This window comes from Bradyrhizobium sp. Leo114, from assembly GCF_055229415.2.
This window is the reverse complement of the sequence record NZ_JBUYEN020000036.1, coordinates 52,257-77,545: the sequence shown is the minus strand read 5'-3', so window position 1 is coordinate 77,545 and position 25,289 is coordinate 52,257. Positions and strand designations below refer to the sequence as shown.

The following is a 25,289-nucleotide window of genomic DNA, read 5'->3' as shown; positions in this document are numbered from 1 at the left end:
TCGGCGTCCCATACTTGTCGTACAGGTAGACGGCGTCCATCAGCTCGCCGTAGATGTCGAGCTGTAGCTGGCCGACAGCGGCATTGCCGACTCGCACCGGGCGTGAGCCGCGGTAGCCGTCGAGGTGCAGATGCGAGATGCAGTTCAGCCGGGCGCGCTTCTTGTCCACGGCATCGACGATCCACCAGGGCGAGTCGGGCAGGTGGGTGTGCTCCAGCATCGTCTCCTTGGCCTTGGTGTACTGCTCCCAGCGCGACCGCGCCTCGACGTCCATCGGGCTCAGCTTCCATTGCTTCAGCGGATCCTGGATCCGCATCGTGAAGCGGAATTGCTGCTCGTCGTCGGTGATCGAGAACCAGTACTTGATCAGGATGGTGCCGGAGCGGATCAGCATGCGCTCGAACTCCGGCACCGACTTGAAGAATTCCTGGTATTGCTCGTCGGTGCAGAAGCCCATCACGCGCTCGACGCCGGCGCGGTTGTACCAGCTCCGGTCGAACAGCACGATCTCGCCGCCGGCCGGAAGATGCGCGACATAGCGCTGGAAGTACCATTGGGTCCGCTCCCGCTCGCTTGGCGCCGGCAGCGCCGCGACGCGGCAGATGCGCGGGTTGAGGCGCTGGGTGATGCGCTTGATCACGCCACCCTTGCCGGCGGAGTCACGTCCTTCGAACAGGATCACGATCTTCTTCTTCTCGTGCTGCACCCAGTCCTGCAGCTTCACGAGCTCGCCCTGCAGCCGCAGCAATTCCCGGAAATAGAGCTTGCGATCGAGCACAGGCAGGCCGGCCCGCGCGACATCGTCGAGATCGTCCAGCCGGGTATCGTCGAGTTCGAGCTCGAGTTCCTCGTCAAGATTGTCGGCGATTTCCTGGTTGATGCGCTCGCGCAGGGCGGCTTCGTCGATCGGAGTGGATGTGGTCATGGAGTGCTATCTCTCGGCTGCTTACAGTCGGGATGTGGAGTGCCGGAATTGACGCTGCTTCTGTGACATCGGGATGACGAGCATCTCTACACTGGCGTCGCAGGCGTGCTAAGAAGCGCCGCTAACAACGAAAAGGGATGGGAGATAGCCCGATGATCACGCTGACTGCCAAAGACATCCTGCCGGAGGACGGCACCAACGGCACGCTGGTCGGGCGCGTCTGGTTGCCGCGGCGCGACGGACCGGCCGTGGTCGCCATGCGCAGCGACGGTGTGTTCGATGTGACCGCGCGCTTTCCGACTGTCAGCGCATTGTGCGAGGAGAGCGATCCGGCCGCTGCGCTGCGCGCCTTCAAGGGCGAGCCTGTCGGCGACCTCGACAGCATCGTGGCCAACGCGCCGCCGGACCGCCGCGATCGGCAAAAGCCGTGGCTGCTCGCGCCGCTCGATCTGCAAGTGTTGAAGGCCGCGGGCGTCACCTTCGCCATTTCGATGCTGGAGCGCGTGATCGAGGAGCGAGCGCGCGGCAATCCCGCTTCTGCCGAGGCCATCCGCAAAGAGGTGGTGCGGCTGGTCGGCGACGATCTCTCCAAGCTCAAGCCCGGATCGGAGGAGGCGATGCGGCTGAAGCAGGTGCTGATCGAGCAGCAGGCCTGGAGCCAGTATCTGGAAGTCGGCATCGGCCCCGATGCGGAGGTGTTCACCAAGGCGCCGGTGTTGTCCTCGGTCGGCACCGGCATGGATGCCGGCCTGCATCCGAAATCGACCTGGAACAATCCGGAGCCGGAGGTTGTGCTTATCGTCTCGAGCCGCGGCAACATCGTCGGCGCCACGCTCGGCAACGACGTCAACCTGCGCGACTTTGAGGGCCGCTCGGCGCTGCTATTGTCCAAGGCCAAGGACAACAACGCCTCCTGCGCCGTCGGCCCGCTGCTCCGCCTGTTCGACCGCAGTTTCTCGCTCGACCATGTGCGCAACATGGATGTCGGCTTGACCGTGAAAGGACCTGATGGCTTCGTCCTCGAAGGCCATTCGTCGATCAGCAAGATCAGCCGCGATCCGACCGACCTCGTGGCGCAGACCATCGGACCGGTCCATCAATATCCCGACGGCTTTGCGCTGTTCCTCGGCACCATGTTCGCGCCCGTAAAGGACCGCGATACGCCGGGCCAGGGCTTTACCCACAAGCGCGACGACATCGTCACGATCGCGGCCCCCGAGCTCGGCAAGCTCGTCAACCGCATGCGCTCAAGCGACGAATGCGAACCCTGGACGTTTGGGATATCGGCCCTGATGAAGAGCCTCGCAGTCCGTGGTTCGTAGGGTGGGTTAGCGAAGCGTAACCCGCCACTTCTCGAGCCTCAAATTCCGCCGTCATTCCGGGAGCGTGCGAAGCACGAACCCGGAATCCATCGAGCCGTAGACGCAAGCGGAGAAATGGATTCCGGGCTCATCGCTTCGCGATGCCCCGGAATGACAAGCATGGATTTGGCACGCGACCCGCGACAAATCAACCCGACGGGCAAATCACCAAAAGTCTGTCCAGCCCTCGCGCGAAAAACATTCCGCTTCCGTCGTCGGGCAAATCAGTGATTTAACTCCGCGCGTCTCACGGCGGATGAGGGGCGGCTCGCGATCGTCACGAACGTTGCGGTGAGATGCGGTGGACGCAGGTGTTGCGATCGACGAACGCGACATCAGCGGACGGCGAAGTCGTGTGGTCCTGGCGCCCCGACGCTGGCGCTAAGCTTCTTGCGAAGTGACGGTGGCAAAAAAGCCCGGTCACCGGGGAGAGCACGAAGGAAACCGTAACACCATCGCGCAGGGAAAGCCGGAATGCTTCGGTTGAACCTGTGGTCCTACCCCCGTGCTTTTTGTTGCACGGGACCCATGGGTGCAACCGGCACCCGGCTTTCCCTGCGCCCTCTGATATCGAGGAGGGCGGAAAGTGACGCAAAGCTCGGGCAGCGAATGGCGCGAGAATGCGGACTCACATTCCCTCCGCTGTTTGAAATTTGAATCACAACTCGCGGCGATGCCGTAGGGTGGGCAAAGCGAAGCGTGCCCACCATCGCGAGCGCGGCGCTGGACGGTGGGCACGGCGCAAGTGCGCCTTTGCCCACCCTACGCAACCGCTTGCTCCCACCACAACATCTCCCTGTGGTTATGGGTCCCGCCTTCGCGGGGACCACTGCGTCGGATGGGTAGAGCGCAGCGAAACCCATCATTGCGCAGCTTGCTCCATCGCGATGGGTTTCGCTACGCTCTACCCATCCTACGGAATCGCAACACGCCTCACACCGGCAGCGCGATCGAGTACTTCACCTGGCTCAATGCAAAGCTCGACTCGATCGAGGCGATACCGTCGAGCCGCGTCAGCTTGTTCTTCAGGAACGCTTCATAGGAGGAGAGGTCGGCGGCGACGACGCGCAGGAGATAGTCACGGTTGCCGGTCATCAGATAGCATTCCAGGACCTCGTCCCATTTCGAGATCGCGCGCGCGAAGCGGTTGAGGTCTTCCTCCTTCTGCCGCGCCAGCTTGATCGAGATGAAGACGCTGACATGCAGCCCCAGCGCCTTCTGGTCGACGGTCGCGATATAGCGCGTGATCACGCCGCGCTCCTCCAGGAGCTTCACGCGGCGGTGACACGGCGAGACCGACAGCCCGACCTTGTCGGCGAGCTCTTGCATGGTCATGCGGCTGTCGGTCTGCAGCAGGCTGAGGATCTTGCGGTCGATGGCGTCTAGCGCTGGCATTGGAATGGACTCGCAGTTTGGAACCAGGACGTGGGAATTTATCCCAATCGCGGACGGTTTGTCGCAAGGATTTGAGATTTTTGCCGATGGCTCCCCCGCTAAAATCGGCGCATATTTGAATCACGCCCGGAGCACGATCATGGGAATTGCGCCCGCTCGCCTGGAACTGTTGTCCGCGCTGGCGCGGAAGGTGCTCTGGTTGTCGTCATGGACAATCCATCACGCCAACCACATCCGCGCCAATGCGGATGGGCTGAAGGTCGGCGGCCACCAGGCATCATCAGCCTCGCTCGCCAACATCATGTCGGCGCTCTATTTCTCGGTGCTGCGCCCACAGGACCGCGTCGCGGTGAAGCCGCATGCGAGCCCTGTGTTCCATGCGATCCAGTATCTGTTCGGGCATCAGACCCGCGAGAAGCTGGAGAATTTTCGCGGCTACAAGGGCGCGCAGTCCTATCCATCGCGCACCAAGGACGTCGACGACGTCGATTTCTCCACCGGCTCGGTCGGGCTCGGCGTGGCGCAGACGCTGTTCGCCTCGCTGGTGCAGGACTACGTCAAATCGCACGGCTGGATGCAGGACCGCCCTGAAGGCCGCATGATCGCGCTGGTCGGCGATGCCGAGATGGACGAGGGCAACATCTTCGAGGCGCTGCTCGAAGGGTGGAAGCACGGGTTGCGCAACACCTGGTGGGTGGTCGACTATAACAGGCAGTCGCTCGATGCCGTCGTGCGCGAAGGATTGTGGGCCAAGTTCGAAACCATGTTCCGCAATTTCGGCTGGGACGTGGTCATCGTCAAATACGGCAAGCTGATGCTCGAGGCTTTCGCCGAGCCGGGCGGGGAGGCGTTGAAGCGCTGGATCGACAATTGCCCGAACCAGATGTATGCCGCGCTCTGCTTCCAGGGCGGCGCTGCCTTCCGCAAGCATCTGCAGGACGACATCGGCGACCAGGGACCGGTCTCGGCCCTGATCGACCGCCGCAGCGACGAGGAGCTGCTGGCGCTGATGTCCAATCTCGGCGGCCATGACATGGCGAGTATGATCGAGGCGTTCGAGGCGATCGATCACGATCGTCCGGTCTGCTTCATCGCCTACACCATCAAGGGCGTCGGCCTGCCGTTCCAGGGCCACAAGGACAACCATGCCGGCTTGATGACGGTCGCGCAGATGGAGAAATGGCGCGCGAGCCAGAACATCCGGCCGGGCCATGAGTGGGAGAAGTTCGAAGGCCTGTCGCAGGATCCGGCGGCGCTCGAGGCGTTCCTGGGCGAGGCGCCATTCAACCGCGAGGGACGGCGCCGACTGGAGGCGCCTCAGATTGAAGTGCCGCCGCAGCTTGCCTACAAGCCGTCGGCGCAGATGTCGACGCAGCAGGGCTTTGGCCTGGTGCTGAACGAGATCGCCCGTGGTGATAGTGCGCTCGCCTCGCGCATCGTCACGGTGTCGCCCGATGTCACGGTGTCAACCAATCTCGGCGCCTGGGTCAACCGCCGCGGCCTGTTCGCAAAGGCGGAGAACCACGATCTGTTCCGGCAGGAGAAGATTCCCTCCGCCTACACCTGGGAATATTCGCCGAAGGGACAGCATTTCGAGCTCGGGATCGCCGAGATGAACCTGTTCATCCTGCTCTCGGCGCTCGGGTTGTCGCACCAGATCAACGGCGAGCGGCTGCTGCCGGTCGGCACGCTCTACGATCCCTTCATCGAGCGCGGCCTCGATGCGCTGAACTATGCCTGCTACCAGGATGCGCGCTTCATGGTGGCGGCGACGCCATCGGGCGTGACGCTGGCGCCCGAAGGCGGCGCGCATCAGTCGATCAAGACGCCGCTGATCGGCATCGGCCAGGATGGGCTCACCGCGTTCGAGCCTGCGTTCGTCGATGAACTCGCGGTGATGATGGGATGGGGCTTCCAGCACATGCAGCGTGAGGGCGCCGAGGGCGGCTCGGTTTACTTGCGGCTGTCGACCCGCACCATCGAGCAGCCGCAGCGGATCATGACGGGCGAACTGCAGCGCGACATCACCGACGGCGCCTATTGGCTGCGGCGGCCGGGGCCGAACTGCGATATCGTGGTTGCCTATACCGGCACGGTTGCGCCGGAGGCGATCGAGGCGGTTGGTTTCATCGGCGAGAGCCATCGCGATGTCGGCCTGCTCGCCATCACCTCCGCCGACCGGCTTCATGCCGGATGGACCGCGGCACGGAATTTGCGCCGTGACCGGCGCGGCGTGCAGCATCTCAGCCATGTCGAAAAGCTGCTCTCGGTCCTGCACCGCGACTGCGGTCTCGTCACCGTGCTCGATGGCCATCCGGCTTCGCTCGGCTGGCTAGGCAGCGTGCGCGGCCATCGCGTCGAGGCATTGGGGGTCGAGCATTTCGGCCAAACCGGCACGATCGGCGACCTCTATCGCCACCACGGCATCGACGCCAACGCCATCATCGATGCCGCCGAAGCGGTAACCATCGGGGCCCCGGTGCGGCACCGCAAAATGGCGGTGTAAGGCAGGAGGACGGAGAGGGGAAGGAGCGACAGCGAGGCGTCTTGCCACCATCGCAAGGCTGATCTTATATCCGGTGTCCGCCGCATCGCGGCGCCACCGCATATGGCGGGTTCAACTGATCAAGCTTTCGTGCAAGGATGCCTGCCGAACGCTTCCGTTCTGTTCTCCATACGCCCCGCACAAGAGGTTTCCGATGGTCAACCGCCTGCAATTCTATATCGACGGCGCCTGGGTCGATCCCGTCGTCAAGAAGTCCACCCCCGTCATCAATCCGGCAACCGAAGAGGCGATGTATGAAGTGGCGCTCGGCTCCAAGGCCGACGTCGACAAGGCGGTGGCTGCCGCCAAGCGTGCCTTCGAGACCTATTCGCAGACCAGCCGCGAGGAGCGCGTCGCGCTTTTGACCAAGATCGTCGAGATCTACAAGCGCCGCATGAAGGAGATCGGCGCCGCCGTCTCCGACGAGATGGGCGCCCCGCTGCCGATGGCGGAGAAGCTGCAGGCCGGCGCTGGCCTCGGCCATCTCATGAACACTTTAGAAGTCCTCAAGAAGTACGAGTTCGAGGAGACCATGGGCACCGCCGTGATCGTGCGCGAGCCGGTCGGCGTCATCGGCATGATCACGCCCTGGAACTGGCCGCTGAATCAGATTGCCTGCAAGGTCGCGCCGGCGCTTGCGGCCGGTTGCACCATGATCCTGAAGCCGTCCGAGTTCACGCCGACCTCGGCGCTGATCTTCGCCGAGATCCTCGATGAAGCCGGCGTGCCGAAGGGCGTGTTCAACCTACTCAACGGCCTCGGCCCCGAAGTCGGCGCCGCCATGAGCGAGCATCCGGATATCGACATGATCTCGTTCACCGGCTCGACCCGCGCCGGCGTCGATGTCGCCAAGCGCGCCGCGCCGACGGTGAAGCGCGTCAGCCAGGAACTCGGCGGCAAGTCGCCGAACGTCATCCTCGACGACGCCGACCTCGCCAAGGCGGTGACGGGCGGTGTGATGCACATGTTCAACAATTCCGGCCAGTCCTGCAACGCGCCGTCGCGGATGATCGTGCCGCTGTCGAAGATGAAGGAAGTGGCCGCGATCGCCAAGGGCGTCGCCGACAAGACCAAGGCCGGCGATCCCCGCGCCGATGGCACCACCATCGGCCCGGTCGTCAACCGCGGCCAGTGGGACAAGATCCAGGCGCTGATCAAGAAGGGCATCGACGAAGGCGCAACGCTCGTCGCCGGTGGTCCGGGCTTGCCGGAAGGCGTCAACAAGGGCTTCTACGTCCGCCCGACCATCTTCGCCGACGTCACCAACGAGATGACGATCGCCCGCGAGGAAATCTTCGGGCCGGTGCTGACCATCATCGGCGCCAAGGACGAGGAAGATGCCGTGCGCATCGCCAATGACACGCCCTATGGTCTCGCGGGCTACGTCTCCGCCGGCACGGTTGAGCGCGCGCGCAAGGTCGGTCGCCAGATCCGCGCCGGCAACGTCAACCTGCAGGGCGTGCCGAACGAGCGCACCGCGCCGTTCGGCGGCTACAAGCAGTCCGGCAACGGCCGCGAATGGGGCAGGTTCGGCCTGGAAGAATATCTCGAGGTGAAGGCCGTCGCCGGCTTCAACGCGGCGTAAACCCTTTCACGACACCATTGCGGCGCCGGGGCCTTCGCCCCGGCGCCGTGTTTCTACCCGCCGAGCGCGCCTTGCGTGTTCACATAAAGCGCATAGATCGACTGGCTGGCGGCCATGAACAGGCGGTTGCGCTTCAAGCCGCCGAAGCAGAGGTTGGCGCATCGTTCCGGCAAAGCGATCCGGCCGATCATGACGCCGTCGGGCGCGAACACGACGACACCGTCAAGTTCAGGATCGCCCATGCCCCAGCCGCACCAGAGGTTGCCGTCGATGTCGCAGCGCATGCCGTCGGGCGTGCCCGGGCCGGCATCGACGAAGACGCGCTTGTTGGCAATCTTGTCGCCACCAGGCGCGACGTCATAGGCAAGAATCTTGCGGTTCGGCGCGCCGCGGGATTCCACGATGTAGAGGATCTTCTCATCCGGCGAGAAGCACAGCCCGTTCGGCCCCAGGACGCCCTCGGCGACGATGGTCGCTTTGCCGGTCTCGCCGTCGATCCGGTAGACGTTGGCATCGATCTCGGGCTCGGCCTTGTAGCCTTCATAGTTGCCGAGCAGGCCGAAGATGGGATCGGTGAACCAGATCGATCCGTCGGACTTCACGACAACGTCATTGGGCGAGTTCAGCCGTTTGCCGCCAAAGGAGTCCATCAACACCGTGATCGAGCCGTCATACTCGGTGCGCACGACACGGCGGCCGCCGTGCTGGCAGGTGACGAGCCGACCCTGCCGGTCGCGGGTGTTGCCGTTGGCGAAGTTGGAGGGCTTGCGGAAGATGCTGACCGCGCCGGTTTCCTCTTCCCACTTGATGATGCGCTGGTTGGGGATGTCACTGCACAGGAGATAACGCCCGTCGCCGAACCAGACCGGGCCCTCGGCCCAGCGCAGGCCGGTGGTCAGCCGTTCCACCGCCGAGAGCTTGAGCCAGTATTTCTCGAAGCGCGGATCGAGCGCATGGATCGCGGGATCGGGATAGAACGTCGCCGGACGCCAGCCGGCGGGATGCGTATCGGACATTTGCTGTTCTCGTTGTGATGTTTCCTCGCGCCTCATTTTGCTATCATTGTCAGACACCGACCGCAAATCGGCGGAAACAACGAGCGAAGAAACGGGGGAAGAAATGCCACGCATACTGATGACCGGCGCGGCCGGCGGTATCGGCACCAGCCTGCGCAAGCTGCTGCCGCCGATCTATCCCGACCTCGTGCTCAGCGATCTCAAGCCGCCAACCGATCTGGGCGCAAACGAAACATTCAAGCCTGCCGATCTCGCCGACCTCGCGCAGGTCGAGGCGATCTGCGAAGGCATCGACGGCATCCTGCATTTCGGCGGCTATTCGGTCGAAGGCCCCTGGGACTCCATCCTGCAGTCCAACATCATCGGCTGCTACAATCTGTTCGAGGCCGCGCGCAAGAAGGGCGTGAAGCGCGTGATCTTCGCGTCCTCGAACCACGCGGTCGGCTTCTATCCGCGCCATCATCGCATCGGCACCGATGTCACTGCGCGTCCCGACAGCCGTTACGGCGTCAGCAAGGTCTTTGGCGAGGCGGTCGGCGCGCTCTATGCCGACAAGCACGGATTGAAGGTGACGTGCCTGAGGATCGGCAATTTCGGTGACAAACCGCTCGATCATCGCCGGCTCTCGATCTGGCTGAAGCCGGAGGACCTCGTGCAGCTCTGCCGCATCGGGCTTGAGCATCCCGACATCCATTTCGAGATCTTTTACGGCGCCTCCCACAACGAACGCGCCTGGTGGGACAATCACCGTGCCTACGATCTCGGCTATCGCCCGACCGGCCGCGCGGAGGAGTTCCGCGAGCACGCAATGGCCGAGCAGGCCAAACTCCCACCCGATCCGGTCAGCGACTTCTACCAGGGCGGCGCGTTCTGCGGCATGGAGTTCGACGGTGATGAGGGAAGGATCATCGATTGGAAGAAATAGTCAGTCTTCGCATGGAGGAAGTTGCTTGAAATCCTCCGGCCGCTGCCGCTGCAATTCCTTTAAACTTTGCTGGGCTTTTTCAAATACGCGAGGTTCACTTCCTGGTCCGTCGTAGACTTTGGCGAAATCAACCGAGGAAAACAGGATTTTGATCTCTTGGCCGTTCGTATCGAGCGCTTTTGAGGTTATCGTTTGAGAGCGCTTCAATCGCCCGATGAGTTCGTTGTCAATCTTAAGTGTGCCTACGCAGCTGGTGGGGTAACAACGAGGAATGGCTATGGAAATCGGGTCATCTTGGTCGATCTGAACACTGATTGGTCCGTCGAGCCCGCGTCTCGTTCCGAACTGCACGGACAAGGTCGCGCCGTCGTTCTGTAAGGCGATTGTAAGGCTGCCGCCGGCCGGCTGACATGAACCGCTTGCACCGATCCCGACGAAGCAGTTTGCGTTGTTGTTCAGACAAATTTTGATCCACGGCTGGTATGCGAGCTGCGTGGCGCGAGGATCGGCAGCCAAGCCTGCGCTAAGGAGTGTGAGATATGCTGCGATCGACGAAAGTAACATATGCACGAATTTCGTAAGCACGCCGTCCCGATTGCGATGAGCCTGGTTTGCTATTGCGTCTTTGTTGTCGCCCGTGATGCGCCGGAGATAATAATCGATTAGATACGACCCCTTGGATGTTCGGCTAGCCTACCGGGTAGCCAGGTATCCGACGTTGACAACGATCTGCCAGGCTCCTTTAGTGCCTGCACTATAACCGAAGGAAACAAGAAAATGGCTGAAGGACTGCGCAAGGGGCTGACGAGCTATGGCGACGCCGGGTTCTCGCTGTTCCTGCGCAAGGCCTTCATCAAGGCGATGGGCTATTCGGACGACGCGCTCGATCGTCCGATCGTCGGCATCACCAATACCTATAGCGACTACAATCCCTGCCACGGCAACGTTCCGCAGATCCTCGAGGCGGTGAAGCGCGGCGTGATGCTGTCAGGTGCGATGCCATTCGTGTTTCCGACGATCTCGATCGCGGAAAGCTTTGCGCATCCGACCTCGATGTATCTGCGCAATCTGATGGCGATGGACACGGAGGAGATGATCCGCGCCCAGCCGATGGACGCGGTTGTCGTCATCGGCGGCTGCGACAAGACGCTGCCGGCGCAGATCATGGCCGCGGTCAGCGCCGATCTGCCGACGGTCGTCATCCCCGTCGGACCGATGGTGGTCGGCCATCACAAGGGCGAGGTGTTAGGGGCCTGCACCGATTGCCGGCGGTTGTGGGGGAAATACCGCGCCGGCGAGATCGACGATAACGAGATCGAGGCGGTCAACGGCCGGCTCGCGCCTTCGGTCGGCACCTGCATGGTGATGGGCACCGCCTCCACCATGGCCTGCGTCACCGAGGCGCTCGGACTGTCGCTGCCGATGAGTGCGACGATCCCGGCGCCGCACGCCGAGCGCTTCCGCTCCGCGGAAGCGAGCGGCAGGACCGCCGCCGCGATGGCAAAGGCCAAAGGGCCGAAGCCGAGCGAAATCCTGACGCCGGCCTCGTTCCGTAACGCGCAGGTCGTGATGCAGGCGATCGGCGGTTCGACCAACGGTCTCATCCACCTGACTGCCATCGCACATCGCTCGCCGCACAAGATCGACCTCGAAGCTTTCGATAAGCTCGGCCGCGAGGTGCCTGTTTTGGTCGACCTGAAGCCGTCGGGCGAGCATTACATGGAGCATTTCCATCATGCAGGCGGCGTGCCGAAGCTGATGGCGCAACTCGGCGATCTCATCGATCTCGACGCGAAGACGATCACCGGGCAGACGCTGCGCGAGGTCGTTGCGGCAGCCGAGGACGTGCCGGGGCAGGATGCGATCCGCTCGCGCCAGAATCCGATCAAGGCCGAGGGCGCGATGGCGATCCTGCACGGCAATCTGGCGCCGCGCGGCGCAGTCATCAAGCAGTCCGCCGCGAGCCCGAAGCTATTGCAGCATACCGGGCGCGCCGTCGTGTTCGAATCCGTGGAAGACATGACGCTCCGCGTTGATGATCCCGAACTGGATGTCACCGCCGACGACGTGCTGGTGCTGCGCAACGCCGGACCCAAGGGCGCGCCCGGCATGCCCGAGGCTGGGTATCTGCCGATCCCCAGGAAGCTTGCACGTGCCGGTGTGAAGGACATGGTGCGGATTTCGGATGCGCGCATGAGCGGCACGGCGTTCGGCACCATCGTGCTGCACATCACTCCTGAATCGGCCGTCGGCGGTCCGCTGGCGCTCGTAAAGAACGGCGACATGATCCGACTCGATGTCGCAAAGCGCCGCATCGATCTTTTGGTCGACGAGGCCGAATTGCAGCAGCGCCGCGCCGCGCTGGCCCCGCGGGCTACGCCCGATTGGGCCAAGCGCGGCTATGCGCACCTCTTCAACGAGACCATCTTGCAGGCCGACGAAGGCTGCGATTTCGATTTCATGCGCGTCGGTGGGAAGGAGTAGGACTCCAACTTATTTCGACTTGCTGGTGAATTTCTTCACGGCGATGCGGAATTCATCCGTGTTCATGCAGTCGATGATGGCATCGCGCTCGGCGTCGAGCTGCGCCTGGATCGGCGTCGTCGGCGCGCGGTGGATCAAGGCCTTGGTCGCGGCAAGTCCAGCCGGCGCATTTTGCGCGAGCCTTAGCGCAAACTCGCGTGTCGCGGCCTTCAGCTCGATTGCTGGAACCACCTTCGCGACGAGGCCCCAATCGTAAGCCTGCGCCGCCGAAAAACCGTCCTCGGCCAGGAAGATCTGCAGCGCACGGCGAGGCCCAACGCTCGCGGCAAGTCCGACCGTGCCGCCGCCATCGGGCGAGACGCCGATTTTGGCATAGGCCGGCGTGAAGCGGGCGTCTTCGGCCGCGATGCAGAGGTCGGCAACAAAGGCGAGCGACAGGCCGGCGCCGGCCGCCGAACCGTGCACGCTCGCCAGCACGAGCTTGGGCATCCGCCGGAGAGCCGCGATGAAGGCGTGGTAGTGCTTGAGCAGCTCGCCGACCACCGGCTTGACCTTGTCAGCTTCGACCGCAGCACCAATGGTCTGCAGATCGCCGCCGGCGCAGAAGGCGCGGCCCGCGCCTTCGATCACCAGCACGCGGATATTGTCGTTGCCCTCGACTTCAGCGCCAAACTGCTCGAGCTTCTTTGCGATCGACAGATCGATCGCGTTGAAGGCCGCCGGCCGGTTGAGGGTAATTGTCGCAATCGCGCCGTCGATGGTGAGCAGCGCCGGGTCGGTAGCAGAGGGTGTCGGCATGAGCGGCCTCCGGGATGGTTGGCCGACATTTAAGGCGCAGATCGGAGGGGTGACAATCCCACTCTCCATAAAATGCCGCCTTATTTGGTTTCGCCGCCGGAAAACACTCTTGCATCGCGGCAAAGCATGAGGCCAAATGGCGCCCGCCATCGTTCGGGACGCGGACACGAGCGCCGCACGGACGACGCGAACAAGCCAACATCTAAGTGAGGAAATGGCATGGGTCGCTTCAGCGCGCTCGTAACTGGATTGTTGCGATGACGACAGGACCGGTGATCATCGTCGGCGCGGGGCATGCCGGCTTCCAGCTAGCGGCTTCTCTGCGGCAGGACGGCTTTGCCGAGCGCATCGCGCTCATCAATGACGAAGGCCATCTGCCATACCAGCGTCCGCCTTTGTCGAAGGCTTACCTCAAGGGAACCGGCGGGCCGGAGACGCTGATGTTCCGTCCGGGGAAATTCTATCTCGACCAGGGCATCGAACTGATCACCGATCGGTCCGTGTCGATCGATCGTGCTGCGCGAAAGATCATGCTCCATTCCGGCGCGTCGCTCGACTACGGGCACCTGGTGCTTGCGACCGGCGCACGCAACCGGCTGCTCGATATCCCCAATGCCAATCTGGAAGCGGTGCGCTACCTGCGTACCCTGGACGAGAGCGAAGCGTTGCGACATCTGCTCAAGGCCGGCCTGCGCGTCGTCGTGATCGGCGCCGGCTTCATCGGACTGGAGTTCGCCGCAACCGCGCGCGCGAAGGGGCTTGAGGTCGATGTGGTCGAACTGGCGGGACGCGTCATGGCGCGCGCGGTGACGGCGGAAATCTCCGGCTACTTCCAGTCGCGGCATACGGCCGCCGGCATCCGCATCCATCTCGGCGTTCAGGTCACGAGCATCGAGGCCGGCGGCGCGACCGGCGTCAGCCTCAGCGACGGCCGGCATATCCCGGCCGACCTCGTCGTGGTCGGCGTCGGTGTGTTACCGAATGTCGAGATCGCGGCGGAAGCCGGCTTGCCGGTGGCGTCCGGCATCATCGTCGACGAGCACCTGCTCACCTCGGATCCGAATATCTCGGCCATCGGCGATTGCGCGCTATACAGGAGCGAGCGGTTCGGCGGCTCGCTGCGGCTGGAGTCGGTGCAGAACGCGACCGACCATGCGCGCTGCGTCGCCGCGCGGCTCACGGGCCATGCGAAAGCCTATGATGGGCTGCCGTGGTTCTGGAGCGACCAGGGGCCCGACAAATTGCAGATGGCGGGCCTGACCACCGGCTATGATCGCGTCGTGGTGCGCGGTGACCGCGAGCAGGGACAGTTCTCGGCGTTTTGCTATCGCGATGGCCATCTCGTCGGCATCGAATCCGTCAACCGCGCCGGCGACCATATGTTCGGCCGAAGATTGCTCGGCGCTGGCGGCTCGATCACGCCGGAGCAGGCAGCCGATCCGTCGTTTGATCTCAAGAGCGCATTGATGTGAATTTGTCGGGTGGGCAAAGCGCAGCGTGCCCACCTTCGAGAGCACAGCATGAAATGGTGGGCACGCTACGCTTTGCCTCCTACGTGTTGAGTATATTCGCAACCTCTGCCGCAGTCGGCATCGATGGCGCGGCGCCCATTCGTTGCACGCATATGGATGCGGCGGCGTTGGCGTAACCCAGCGCATCACGAAGATTGTTTCCGCCGGCGAGTTGCGAGGCCAGTGCGCCGACGAAGCAATCGCCGGCGCCCGTGGTGTCGATCGCCTTGACCTCGCGCCCGGCCACGATCAGCGGCTCATCTTTGACCAGCGCCAGCACGCCGCGTTTGCCGAGCGTGACGCAGATGATTCTGTCGCTTCCCGCCAATGAATGGGCGGCATCGATAAAGCGGGTGTAATCGTCGTTGTCGCGCAACTCGCGTCGCGTCAGGAAGCCGAGTTCGGTTTCGTTGAGGACGAGAATATCGACGAGGTCGAGCAATTCGCCGTCGAATTTCCTGGCCGGTGCGGGATTGAGGACCGTGGTGGCGCCGGCGGCCCGGGCGCTCCTGAAAAAGGCGGTGATGGCCGCCTGCGGGATTTCGAACTGGCTCACCGCAATGTCGCCCTTTGCCAGCACAGGCATTGCGACGTCGTCGGCATCGACCAGGGCATTCGCGCCGGGCACCACGACGATGGTGTTATCCGCATCCGCGACGGTGATGATCGCGGTGCCCGTATGCGCCTCGGGCGTGTCCTTGACGAAGCTGAGGTCGACGCCTTGGGCTGCGAGGAACGTCCGCAACTGCTCTCCGAAAGCGTCCTTGCCCAGCCGGCCGATCAGCGTGGTTGGCGCGCCGAGCTTGGCGGCGGCGACGGCCTGGTTGGCGCCTTTGCCGCCGGGGAAATAGAGCACAGCGCTGCCCGCAACGGTTTCGCCGACGCGCGGGTGACGCTCGGCGGTTGCGACCACATCCATGTTGATGCTGCCGGCGACGAAAACCCGCCGCATGCCAAGAGCGCTCCCTTACGCGTTGATCTGGAACTCCCGCTTCACCGCCTCGATGTCGGTAAGCGTCGGCAGGCCTGCCTCGTTGCCGAGCTTCTGGATCTTGTAGGTCGACGCCGCGCGCGCGAACTCGAAATGATCGCTCCAGGTTTTGCCGGGATGCGCGAGATAGGAATAGATATAGGCGCCATGGAACACATCGCCGGCGCCGTTGGTGTCGATCACGCGCTCGCGCGGGATCGGCAGCGCAGGCGTGGTGCGGACCACGCCGGCTTCGTCATACCAGAGCAGGCCCTTCTCGCCCTGCGTCACTCCGCCAACCCGGCAGCCGCGGCCCTTGAGATAATCGAGCATCTTTTCCGGCGTCAGGTCCATCTGCTCGCAGAGGCGCTCGGCGACGATCGCGACGTCGATGTATTCCAATAGCTCATGGGTGTTGGTGCGCAGGCCGCCGCCGTCGAGCGAGGTCAGGATGCCATCCTCGCGGCAAAGCTTTGCATAATGAATGGCAGCGTCCGGCTGGTGGCCGTCGATATGCAGCGCGCGGCAGCCCTTCAGGTTCAACAGCGGGAAGGGATGAATATGCTCGTCGTCGCGGCAGCGGACGATGGCGCGCTTGCCATCCTTCGGCATGATGAAGGACAGCGAGGATGAATTGACCTTGCGCGGATGGACGGAGATTCCGTACTTCGCGGCCATGTCCCAGAACATCCGCCCGAGCCAATCATTCGCCATCGTGGCGATCAGGTCCGGCACGATGCCGAGCTTGGCGCAGCAAAATGCCGCAGTGACGGCATTGCCGCCGAAGGAGACCGCATAGGCGTCGGCCACATGTTTCTCGTCGCCGGTCGGCAGATGGTCGGTGATGAAGGTGACGTCGATATAGGTCTGTCCGATGAAGAGGGCCTGCATTCGTTTTCCGTCGTGAGGTGATGGGTGGTCCCGGCGGCAGCTTCAGCTTAGCACCGGATATTATGTGCGTTCGCCGAAATTATTCGCAACCATGCCGTCTTTGCGGCTTGAGATGGCCAAGTGAGCGGACTACCACCGTTCCGGCGTTTGCCAGCATGCCGTCCGATAACGGACGGCGGCTGTCCTGAGTTCCTGGTTGCAATACAAAGGGGGGTAGGGGATGACCGTATATTCCGGGCCGGTGTTCGAGATGGCGGCGAACCAGTTCAACGTGATCGCCAACCATCTCGAAATCCCCATGGACGAGCGCGACCGGCTGTTGATGCCGAAGCGGTCCGTCACCGTCTCCTGCCCAATCCACCGCGATGACGGCACGGTGGCGGTGTTCGAGGGCTATCGCGTTCAGCACCATCTCACCATGGGCCCGACCAAAGGTGGCACCCGCTTTGCGCCCTCGGTCGATATCGGCGAGGTCGCCGCACTCGCGATCTGGATGAGCTGGAAATGCGCTCTTGTCGGTCTTCCCTATGGCGGCGCCAAGGGCGGGGTCAATGTCGATGTGACGCAGATCTCCAAGCGTGAACTGGAGTCGCTGTCGCGGCGCTACATGCAGGAGATGATTCCCTTCGTCGGCCCGCACACCGATGTGATGGCCCCGGACATGGGCACCAATGAGCAGGTGATGGCCTGGTTCATGGATACCTACTCGATGTACCAGGGCCAGACTGTGACCGAGATCGTCACGGGAAAGCCGGTTTCTTCCGGCGGCACGCTGGGCCGGCGCGAGGCGACCGGGCGCGGCGTCGCCTATCTCGCCAGGCGAGTGCTGAAGGAGCTTGGGATCAATCTCTCCGGCGCCACCGCCGTAGTCCAGGGCTTCGGTAATGTCGGTTCCTATGCCGCGTTGGAGTTGCATCACTACGGCCTCAAGATAACAGCGGTCTCCGACCACACCGGCGCGCTCTATGACGAGAAGGGCCTCGACATCCCGGCGCTGATGCACCATGCGCAGCTCCATGGCAGCATCGCGGGCTTCTCCAACGAACTGCATTTCGATCCCGCCGAGGTACTGACGCTGCCCTGCGACGTGCTGGTGCCGGCCGCGATGGAGCGCGTGATCGACGCTCGCGTCGCCGGCAAGCTCAGGTGCCGCGTGCTGGCGGAAGGCGCCAACGGTCCGACCACGCCGGAGGCCGATCTTGTCCTGGACAAGCGTCGAGATGAAATATTCCTCATTCCCGATATCCTCTGCAATTCCGGTGGCGTGGTGGTTAGCTACTTCGAATGGGTGCAGGATCTGCAGCAATTGTTTTGGGAAGAGGAGGAGGTGATGCGACGCGAATACCAGATCCTCGACCGCGCATTCGAGACGATGTTGAAGCGCGCGAAGACGGACAACATCCCGCATCGCACCGCGGCGATGGCGATCGGTGTGGAGAAAGTCCGTGCCGCCAAGAACACGCGGGGGCTGTTCCCATGATCACCGCGCTCGACCATATCGTCGTCCTCACCGGCGATATCGAGGCGGCGACGGCGGCTCATGAGACGCTGTTCGCACGCTCGCCGGCGTGGAAGAACGTCAGCGACGGCGCGGCGCGGGTGCTGTTCACGCTGGACAACACATCGGTGGAATTGATGGCGCCGAGCGGCGAGGGCGAGAATGCGGGCCGGATTCGCGCCGTGTTGGCATCGCAGGGCGAGGGGTTAGCGAGCCTGTGCTTCCGCACCAACGATATCGAAAAGATGCATCGCAGGCTGGAGCGGCTGACGCTGCGGCCGGAGCCGGTCTCGGAGGTGGAGAGCCAGGACGAGATCTCCGGCGCGACGCTATCGTGGAAGCGCACCCGCGCCGCCACCGACGCGACGCGCGGCGTGCGGATGTTCTTCCTCGAGCGCGACCAGGAGCGCCCGCTTTCGGTCCGCACCGAGCCCGCAGGGATCGCCGCGATGGATCATGTGGTGGTTGCGACCGCCGATCCCGAATGCGCGGCCGCGCTCTATGGCGCCCGCCTTGGCCTCGACATGGCACTCGATCGTTCGCACGCAGATTGGGGCCGGCTGATGTTCTTCCGCTGCGGCGATTTGATCGTCGAGGTCGCGCACAAGCCCGGCAAGACGGAGCCCGATGCACCCGACCGCCTGCGCGGCATCTGCTGGCGCGTCACCGACATCGATGCCACCCATGCGCGGCTCGTTGCCGCCGGCGTCGACGTCTCCGAAATCCGCACCGGCCGCAAGCCGGGCACGCGCGTGATGACCGTGCGTACCGGTACCTGCAGCGTGCCGACACTGCTCGTGCAGCCGTCGCCGCTTGCATCTGCGTAGCGATTCACTCACGCCTCCCGCCGTTGTCGTCCGGGGCAAAGCCCGGAACGATGCCGTCATTCCGGGGCGTCCGAAGGACGAACCCGGAATCCATGGCGCCGCCTGCGCTGTGGCCAGATGGATTCCGGGTTCGCGCGTACGCGCGCCCCGGAATGACGGCTGGCGGGCCTGCGTGATTCATTCTCAAACGCCGTCGGGCGTGCTACATCCAACATTCCGACTGAATTGAGCGATCCGATTGGCCAAGGCAAAGCGAGTTCTGAAGTGGCAGCGTGACCCCGAGGGGATGCGGCTGCGCATCCTGGAGGCGGCGAAGGCCGAGTTCGCCACTCATGGGCTCGCCGGCGCGCGCGTCGACAGCATCGCCAAGAAGGCCGGCGCCAACAAGCGCATGCTCTATTACCACGTCGGCAACAAGGAGGACCTCTACCTCGAGGTGCTCGAAGGCGCCTATGAGAAGATCCGCGCCGAAGAACGCGGACTTGATCTCGAACATCTCGAGCCGCCGGAGGCGATCGCGCGGCTGATCGATTTCACCTGGAATTATTTCATCCGCAATCCGGAATTCCTGGCGCTGCTGAATACCGAAAATCTTGCGAAAGCACGGCATTTGAAGCGTTCGACCAAGGTCAAATCGATGCATTCGCCGTTCGTCGAGATGATCCGCACGGTGGTGACACGTGGCGTGAAGAGCGGCGATTTCCGCGCCGCGGTCGATCCGGTGCAACTCTATATCTCGATCGCCGCGCTTGCCTTCTTCTATCTCTCCAACAGCGCGACGCTGAGCGTGATCTTCGGCCGTGATCTCTTGTCGAAGGACGCCCGCGATGAACGGCTGGAGCACATGATTGCGCTGGTGCTGGCGGCGTTGACGGGGAAGTCGATCGCAGCGTTCGGCAAGAGCAAGGCGCCGAAGCTGCAGGTGACCGCGCAGCAGGCGGTTTAGCGAAACGCGCAATTGTTGCATTGCGTCGTCATGCCCCGGCTTGACCCGGCCATCCACGTTTTTCCAAGTCCATAAGGCGTGAATGTCCGGGTCAAGCCGGGGCATGACGACCAAATGCGCTCAAAATGCCGCGCGAAATCGGGCTGGACAGTATTTATCCAACGGGTTAATTTCCGGCCCTAGAAACGGTCAAGCAGGGAAGCGGAACGTGGCGGAGAGCAAGGAAGCGGGAGGCCTGTCGAGGCTGCTGAATGCGGCGTGGGTGCGCCCATTTCTGTTCCTGGTGTTCATTGTGGCGGCGTGGGACCTCGCCATCCGCCTGTTCCACATTCCCGCCTACCAGATCCCGTCGCCGGGCGACGTCGTCGCCGTGCTGCAGACGGACTGGCCGGAGCTGCTGCGGCAGTCGTGGCCGACGACCTATGCGACGGTCTGTGGTTTCCTGTTGTCGGCACTGTTCGGCATTCCCGTCGCGATGCTGATCGCGGGGTCGAGGACGGTGGAGAGTTATGTCTATCCGCTTCTGGTGTTCTCGCAGTCGGTGCCGAAGATCGCGATCGCGCCGCTGTTCGTGGTCTGGTTCGGGTTCGGCATCATCCCCAAAGTGATCTCGGCGTTCCTGCTCGGCTTCTTCCCGGTGGTGGTCTCGGCGGTGCAGGGATTCAAGTCTGTCGATCCCGATATGGTCGATCTCGCGCGTGCGATGCAGGGCAGCCGCTTCCAGGTGTTCCGTGCTGTCAACCTGCCGCATGCGATGCCCGCGATCTTCTCCGGCCTGAAAGTGTCGGTTACGCTGGCGGTGGTTGGTACCGTCGTCGGCGAGTTCGTCGGCTCCAATTCCGGCATCGGCTATGTGATGCAGCGCTCGATCGGAACCTTTGACCTGCCCACGATGTTCGCCGCGCTGGTGATCCTGGCGCTGCTCGGCGTCATCCTGTTCTGGATCGTCGACCGCATCGAACGCCTGGTTATTCCCTGGCATGTCAGCCAGCGCGAGGACATTATTTTCGCTTCGTGAGTTATCCGGAAGGACAACAACAAGAGGTTTCGCCCGCAATGACGGGGAGAGGGAGGAGAACAAGATGCGATTGATAGCTGTGGTCTTGGCGACGCTGACCTGGACGGCGATGTCGGTGCTTCCGGCATCGGCCGCCGACAAGGTGGTGCTGATGCTCAACTGGTATGTCTATGGCGAGCACGCGCCGTTCTATTACGGCAAGGCCAAGGGCATCTATGCCGCCGAGGGCATCGATCTCGAGATCCAGGAAGGCCGCGGCTCGGCCGCGACCACGCAGGCGGTGGCCGCCAAGACCGCCAATTTCGGTTATGTCGACATTCCCACCATGATGCGCGCGGCGGTGAAGGGCGCGCCCGTCATCGCGACCGGCGTACTCCTGCAGACCAGCCCGATGTCGGCGATGGGCTTCGTCGACAAGAACATCAGGAAGCCGGAGGATATCAAGGGCAAGACGGTTGCGATCACGCCGGCCGATTCGATGACGCAGATTTGGCCGCTGTTCCTGAAGAAGACCGGCCTGAAGGAGAGCGACTTCCAGACGGTTGCCGGCGACGGCCAGACCAAGCTGAATGCGGTCATCAACGGTCAGGCCGATATGTTGCTCGGCTATGTCATGGACCAGTCGATGAAGATCAAGGACGCCACCGGCAAGGACGTCTATCCGATCAAGTTCGCCGATTACGGTATCCATCTGGTCTCCTCGGGCATCATCGCCAACAGCGACTATGTCAAGGCGAATGCCGATCTCGTTCGCCGCTTCATGTCGGCGACGACCAAGGCGGTGGAAGCCGCCGAGAAGGAGCCGAAGGCGGCGGCGCAGTCGATCCTCGATGCCAACCCCAAGGGCGGCAAGATCGACACGCTGACGCAGGGCTTTGAACTGACGATCCCGCTCTATCGCACCGATGAAACCAAGACCAAGCGGCCGTTCCAGGTCACCGACCAGAACATGAAAGACTCCGTCGACCTCATGGTCGAATATGGCGGGCTCGATGCCAAGGCCAAGGACAATCCGAAGGCCTTCTACACTAACGACTATCTGCCGAAGGGCGACTCGTGAAAGCACCTGCAATGAAGCCGGCGACACAGAGCCAGGTGGATCAACCAGCCGCGCATCTGCGGCTGGTGTCCGACCGTGCCGCCGCCGAGACGTCCGGCATCAAGCTGTCCGGAGTCTCCAAGACCTACCGCTCGCGCGACGGCGATGTGCCGTCGTTGCGGCCGCTCGATTTCCACATCAACCAGGGTGAATTCTTCGTCGTGGTCGGCCCGTCCGGCTGCGGCAAGTCAACCTTGCTGAAGATGATCTCCGGGCTGCTGCCGCCGACGACGGGCGAGATCCTGGTCGAGGGCGAGCCTGTGACGAAGCCGCACGGCAATGTCGGCATCGTGTTCCAACACGCGCTGCTGCTGCCGTGGCGGAACATCCTCTCCAATGTGATGCTGCCGATCGACATGAAGAAGCTGCCGCGGGAAAAATACCTGCCGCGCGCGAAGGAGCTTCTGAAGCTGGTCGGCCTCGAAGGCTTCGAGAAGAAGCTGCCGTGGCAGCTCTCCGGCGGCATGCAGCAGCGTGCCTCGATCTGCCGCGCGCTGGTGCATGACCCGAAGATCATGCTGATGGACGAGCCGTTCGGCGCGCTGGACGCGATGACGCGCGAGCGCATGAATGTCGAGCTGATGCGGATCCAGCGCGAGACCGGCAAGACGGTGCTCTTGATCACGCACTCGATTCCCGAGGCGGTTTTCCTTGCCGACCGCGTGCTCGTGATGACCGAGCGTCCCGGCGCGATTGCGGCGATCTACGACGTGCCGCTGCCGCGGCCGCGCTCGCTGGATGCAATGTCCGATCCGGTCTTCACCGAGCTGGTGCAGCGCATCCGCAAGCACTTCTTCACCCAGGGATCGCTGGACTAGGACATGCAGGGATCGAGTCACCCTGGCGCGGCATCCTCCCACCTCTCCCCAGCGGGGAGAGGTGGGGGCCCGCGGATCCGTTCATCCAAAATGCATCAGACTGCCGAGGTTTGAAGCTGATGCCGCCCCGTCTCGTTGTCCGAGATATTGCCCTGTTCGAACGTCCGGTCAGCTTTGCCCGGCCGTTCCGCTTCGGCGCGATCGTGGTCAATGCGACGCCGCAGGCTTTCGTGCGGGTCGAGATCGAGGTGGAGGGGAAGAGCCGGGCGCTAGGTGCGAGCGCCGAATTCCTTGTGCCGAAATGGTTCGACAAGCGGCCAGAGCTTACGCCGGACGAAACGGTGCAGGAGCTGCGGCGGTCGCTCTTGATCGCGCGCGAGTTCTATCTCGCCCATTCCGGTTTTGACACCGCGTTCGGCCTGCATGCGGCCTGCATCGGCGCGCAAGTCGCGGCGTGCGCACGCGAGGACATTCCACCGTTGGCGGCAGCCTATGGACCGGCGGAAATCGACAAGGCGATCCTGGATGCGCTGCTCCGCTCCGTCGGCGTCAATTTCTTCGACGGCATGGCGCAGAACGTTGCCGGCATCGATGCACGGCTATCGCCCGATCTGGCTGACGGTGAAATCGCGGCTTTCCTCGCCGGGCGCAAGCGGCTTGAGCGGGTCGCGATCCGGCACACCGTTGGTCTCGACGACAAGATCGAAGGCGAGGGCGGTGTTGCCGACGCAAGAGAAAACGCCGGCGCGCGCTATTTCAAGCTCAAGCTCAACGGCGATCCCGAACATGATGCGGCGCGGCTGATCCGGATCGGCAATGAGCTGGCGACGCTTCCTTACGACTACGAGGTTACGCTCGATGCCAACGAGCAATATGCCGACCTTGCGGCGCTCGCCACTCTGGTCGACCGCCTCGACCGCGATCACGCAATGCAGCCGATCGCTGCAAAGCTGCTCTATATCGAGCAGCCGATGCCGCGCGACATCACCAAGGCCTCGCCGCTCGGCGCGCTGGCTAAAGGTGGCTTCATCATTGACGAGGCCGATGATTCCTACGATGCGTTTCCGGCGGCGCGGGCGCTCGGCTATCGCGGCATCTCCTCGAAATCCTGCAAGGGCCTCTACAAGTCGATCGTCAACGCGACGCGCGCGGCGAAATGGAGCGCGGATGGCGATGCGTTTTTCGTCAGCGGCGAGGACCTGACCTGCCAGGCGGGGCTTGCCGTGCAGCAGGACCTCGCGCTCGGCGCGCTGATCGGCGTCACCCATGCCGAGCGCAACGGGCATCACTATGTCGACGGCTTTGCCGAGACGCCCACTGCCGAGGCAGAGGCATTCCTGTCGGCGCATCCCGATCTCTACGTCCGCGACCGCAAAGTGCGCCTCGCTATCCATGACGGCGATCTCATGACGGGATCGCTGACGACGCCGGGCTTTGCCACATCAGTGCATCCGGACTGGTCCACCCTGTCGCCGCTGGCGCCGCCAATAGCAAGAATTCTGCAGGAGCAAGCATTATGACCACCAAACGTCTCGGCCTGATCATGAACGGCGTCACAGGCCGGATGGGGCTCAACCAGCATCTGATCCGCTCGATCGTCGCGATCCGCAACCAAGGCGGAGTGCTGCTGTCGAATGGCGACCGCATCATGCCCGATCCGATCCTGGTCGGCCGCGACGCCGAAAAGGTCGGCGCGCTTGCCAAGCGCTTCGATATCGCGCGGGTCACCACCGACCTGGACAAGGCGCTGGCGGATCCCAACGACACGGTGTTCTTCGACGCTGCGACCACCCAGGCGCGGCCCTCGCTGCTGGCCAAGGCGATCAATGCCGGCAAGCATGTCTATTGCGAGAAGCCGATCGCGACCAATCTGGAAGAGGCGATCGCGGTGGTGAAGCTCGCCAACGCCAAGGGCCTCAAGCACGGCACGGTGCAGGACAAGCTGTTCCTGCCGGGCTTGAAGAAGCTCGCCTTCCTGCGCGACTCCGGTTTCTTCGGCCGCATGCTCTCGGTGCGCGGTGAGTTCGGCTACTGGGTGTTTGAGGGCGGCTGGCAGGAAGCGCAGCGACCGTCGTGGAATTACCGCGCTGAGGACGGCGGCGGCATCATCCTCGACATGGTGTGCCACTGGCGCTACGTGCTCGACAACCTTTTCGGCGAGGTGCAGAGCATCTCCTGCCTCGGCACGACAGATATCCCCGAGCGCTATGACGAGAAGGGCAAGGCCTACAAGGCCACCGCCGACGATTCCGCCTATGCGACGTTCCAGCTCAAGGGCGGCGTGATCGCGCATATCAACATGAGCTGGGTGACGCGCGTCTATCGCGACGACCTCGTCACCTTCCAGGTCGACGGCACCCATGGCTCGGCTGTGGCGGGGCTCACCGACTGCGTGATCCAGGCGCGGCAGGCGACGCCGCGGCCGGTGTGGAATCCGGATGAGAAGCGGCTGCACGATTTCTATGCCGACTGGCAGAAGCTGCCTGAGAATGCCGTCTACGACAACGGCTTCAAGGAGCAGTGGGAGATGTTTATCCGCCACGTCTGCGAGGACGCGCCCTATAAATACACGCTGCTCGAAGGCGCCAAGGGCGTGCAGCTCGCCGAATGCGCGCTTCGGAGCTGGAAGGAGCGGCGCTGGATCGACGTCGAACCGATCAGGCTGTGAGGACAGGAT

General features: G+C 63.3%; 21 protein-coding genes. 14 read left to right on the top strand and 7 right to left on the bottom strand.

All coding sequences use genetic code 11. The features are described 5' to 3' along the window. On the bottom strand, positions 1 to 925 hold a 925-nt coding region (ppk2, locus tag ACZIRK_RS33205; protein ID WP_474418891.1), incomplete at its 3' end, for a polyphosphate kinase 2. A 152-nt stretch (positions 926 to 1,077) separates the two neighbouring features. Here ppk2 and ACZIRK_RS33200 point away from each other — a divergent pair. Beyond that, on the top strand, positions 1,078 to 2,247 hold the full coding sequence (locus ACZIRK_RS33200) for a fumarylacetoacetate hydrolase family protein (RefSeq protein ID WP_474418890.1): 1,170 nt from the start codon (positions 1,078 to 1,080) through the stop codon (positions 2,245 to 2,247). Positions 2,248 to 3,219: 972 nt separating this feature from the next. On the opposite strand, the gene ACZIRK_RS33195 is transcribed toward ACZIRK_RS33200, so the two are convergent. After that, positions 3,220 to 3,681, bottom strand: coding sequence for an Lrp/AsnC family transcriptional regulator (locus tag ACZIRK_RS33195; RefSeq protein WP_028165031.1), 462 nt, complete (start codon positions 3,679 to 3,681; stop codon positions 3,220 to 3,222). Between the two features lie 139 nt (positions 3,682 to 3,820). On the opposite strand from ACZIRK_RS33195, the gene ACZIRK_RS33190 reads away from it, so the two are divergent. Continuing rightward, positions 3,821 to 6,187, top strand: coding sequence for a transketolase (locus ACZIRK_RS33190; RefSeq protein WP_474418889.1), 2,367 nt, complete (start codon positions 3,821 to 3,823; stop codon positions 6,185 to 6,187). A 193-nt stretch (positions 6,188 to 6,380) separates the two neighbouring features. Further along, positions 6,381 to 7,811: an aldehyde dehydrogenase family protein gene (locus ACZIRK_RS33185; protein WP_474418888.1), complete on the top strand. Its 1,431-nt coding sequence runs from the start codon at positions 6,381 to 6,383 to the stop codon at positions 7,809 to 7,811. A gap of 53 nt (positions 7,812 to 7,864) precedes the next feature. Here the strand turns inward: ACZIRK_RS33185 and ACZIRK_RS33180 are convergent, their stop codons facing one another. Beyond that, entirely contained in the window at positions 7,865 to 8,827 is a 963-nt protein-coding gene (locus tag ACZIRK_RS33180) for an SMP-30/gluconolactonase/LRE family protein (RefSeq protein WP_474418887.1), read from the bottom strand. Between the two features lie 103 nt (positions 8,828 to 8,930). On the opposite strand from ACZIRK_RS33180, the gene ACZIRK_RS33175 reads away from it, so the two are divergent. Further along, complete coding sequence (locus ACZIRK_RS33175) at positions 8,931 to 9,752, top strand: NAD-dependent epimerase/dehydratase family protein (protein WP_474418886.1); 822 nt, start codon at positions 8,931 to 8,933, stop codon at positions 9,750 to 9,752. Here ACZIRK_RS33175 and ACZIRK_RS33170 read toward each other — a convergent pair whose 3' ends face one another. Next, complete coding sequence (locus ACZIRK_RS33170; RefSeq protein ID WP_474418885.1) at positions 9,753 to 10,316, bottom strand: invasion associated locus B family protein; 564 nt, start codon at positions 10,314 to 10,316, stop codon at positions 9,753 to 9,755. It lies immediately after the preceding gene. Between the two features lie 213 nt (positions 10,317 to 10,529). On the opposite strand from ACZIRK_RS33170, the gene ACZIRK_RS33165 reads away from it, so the two are divergent. Further along, positions 10,530 to 12,236: an IlvD/Edd family dehydratase gene (locus ACZIRK_RS33165; protein ID WP_474418884.1), complete on the top strand. Its 1,707-nt coding sequence runs from the start codon at positions 10,530 to 10,532 to the stop codon at positions 12,234 to 12,236. A gap of 9 nt (positions 12,237 to 12,245) precedes the next feature. On the opposite strand, the gene ACZIRK_RS33160 is transcribed toward ACZIRK_RS33165, so the two are convergent. Continuing rightward, positions 12,246 to 13,034: an enoyl-CoA hydratase/isomerase family protein gene (locus ACZIRK_RS33160; protein WP_474418883.1), complete on the bottom strand. Its 789-nt coding sequence runs from the start codon at positions 13,032 to 13,034 to the stop codon at positions 12,246 to 12,248. A gap of 257 nt (positions 13,035 to 13,291) precedes the next feature. Between ACZIRK_RS33160 and ACZIRK_RS33155 the strand changes: the two genes are divergently transcribed. Next, positions 13,292 to 14,506 carry an NAD(P)/FAD-dependent oxidoreductase gene (locus tag ACZIRK_RS33155; protein WP_474418882.1) on the top strand — a complete coding sequence of 405 codons (1,215 nt, stop codon included), beginning with the start codon at positions 13,292 to 13,294 and terminating at the stop codon, positions 14,504 to 14,506. 79 nt (positions 14,507 to 14,585) lie between these two features. On the opposite strand, the gene rbsK is transcribed toward ACZIRK_RS33155, so the two are convergent. Next, positions 14,586 to 15,497, bottom strand: coding sequence for a ribokinase (gene rbsK / locus ACZIRK_RS33150; protein WP_474418881.1), 912 nt, complete (start codon positions 15,495 to 15,497; stop codon positions 14,586 to 14,588). Between the two features lie 15 nt (positions 15,498 to 15,512). Next, positions 15,513 to 16,406, bottom strand: a complete 894-nt coding sequence (locus tag ACZIRK_RS33145) for a sugar kinase (RefSeq protein ID WP_464349061.1) — start codon at positions 16,404 to 16,406, stop codon at positions 15,513 to 15,515. A 220-nt stretch (positions 16,407 to 16,626) separates the two neighbouring features. On the opposite strand from ACZIRK_RS33145, the gene ACZIRK_RS33140 reads away from it, so the two are divergent. The 8 genes from ACZIRK_RS33140 to ACZIRK_RS33105 all read left to right on the top strand — a co-directional run bounded on the left by ACZIRK_RS33140 (position 16,627) and on the right by ACZIRK_RS33105 (position 25,280). Next, positions 16,627 to 17,886, top strand: a complete 1,260-nt coding sequence (locus ACZIRK_RS33140) for a Glu/Leu/Phe/Val family dehydrogenase (RefSeq protein WP_028165020.1) — start codon at positions 16,627 to 16,629, stop codon at positions 17,884 to 17,886. After that, the gene (locus ACZIRK_RS33135) at positions 17,883 to 18,731 is read left to right on the top strand and encodes a VOC family protein (protein ID WP_474418880.1); all 849 of its coding nucleotides are present in this window, start codon (positions 17,883 to 17,885) and stop codon (positions 18,729 to 18,731) included. The genes ACZIRK_RS33140 and ACZIRK_RS33135 overlap by 4 nt, the downstream gene beginning before the upstream one ends. Positions 18,732 to 18,969: 238 nt before the next feature. Beyond that, a complete protein-coding gene (locus tag ACZIRK_RS33130; protein WP_196237303.1) occupies positions 18,970 to 19,677 on the top strand; it encodes a TetR/AcrR family transcriptional regulator in 708 nt (235 codons plus the stop codon). 208 nt (positions 19,678 to 19,885) lie between these two features. Beyond that, positions 19,886 to 20,695 carry an ABC transporter permease gene (locus tag ACZIRK_RS33125; protein WP_474418879.1) on the top strand — a complete coding sequence of 270 codons (810 nt, stop codon included), beginning with the start codon at positions 19,886 to 19,888 and terminating at the stop codon, positions 20,693 to 20,695. Between the two features lie 64 nt (positions 20,696 to 20,759). After that, complete coding sequence (locus ACZIRK_RS33120) at positions 20,760 to 21,755, top strand: ABC transporter substrate-binding protein (protein ID WP_051396830.1); 996 nt, start codon at positions 20,760 to 20,762, stop codon at positions 21,753 to 21,755. Positions 21,756 to 21,766: 11 nt separating this feature from the next. Beyond that, positions 21,767 to 22,612 (top strand): ABC transporter ATP-binding protein, encoded by an 846-nt coding sequence (locus ACZIRK_RS33115; protein ID WP_474418895.1) that lies wholly within the window; start codon positions 21,767 to 21,769, stop codon positions 22,610 to 22,612. 119 nt (positions 22,613 to 22,731) lie between these two features. Further along, the gene (locus ACZIRK_RS33110) at positions 22,732 to 24,132 is read left to right on the top strand and encodes a hypothetical protein (RefSeq protein WP_474418878.1); all 1,401 of its coding nucleotides are present in this window, start codon (positions 22,732 to 22,734) and stop codon (positions 24,130 to 24,132) included. Further along, positions 24,129 to 25,280, top strand: a complete 1,152-nt coding sequence (locus tag ACZIRK_RS33105) for a Gfo/Idh/MocA family protein (RefSeq protein WP_474418877.1) — start codon at positions 24,129 to 24,131, stop codon at positions 25,278 to 25,280. The genes ACZIRK_RS33110 and ACZIRK_RS33105 overlap by 4 nt, the downstream gene beginning before the upstream one ends. Positions 25,281 to 25,289 lie beyond the last annotated feature (9 nt).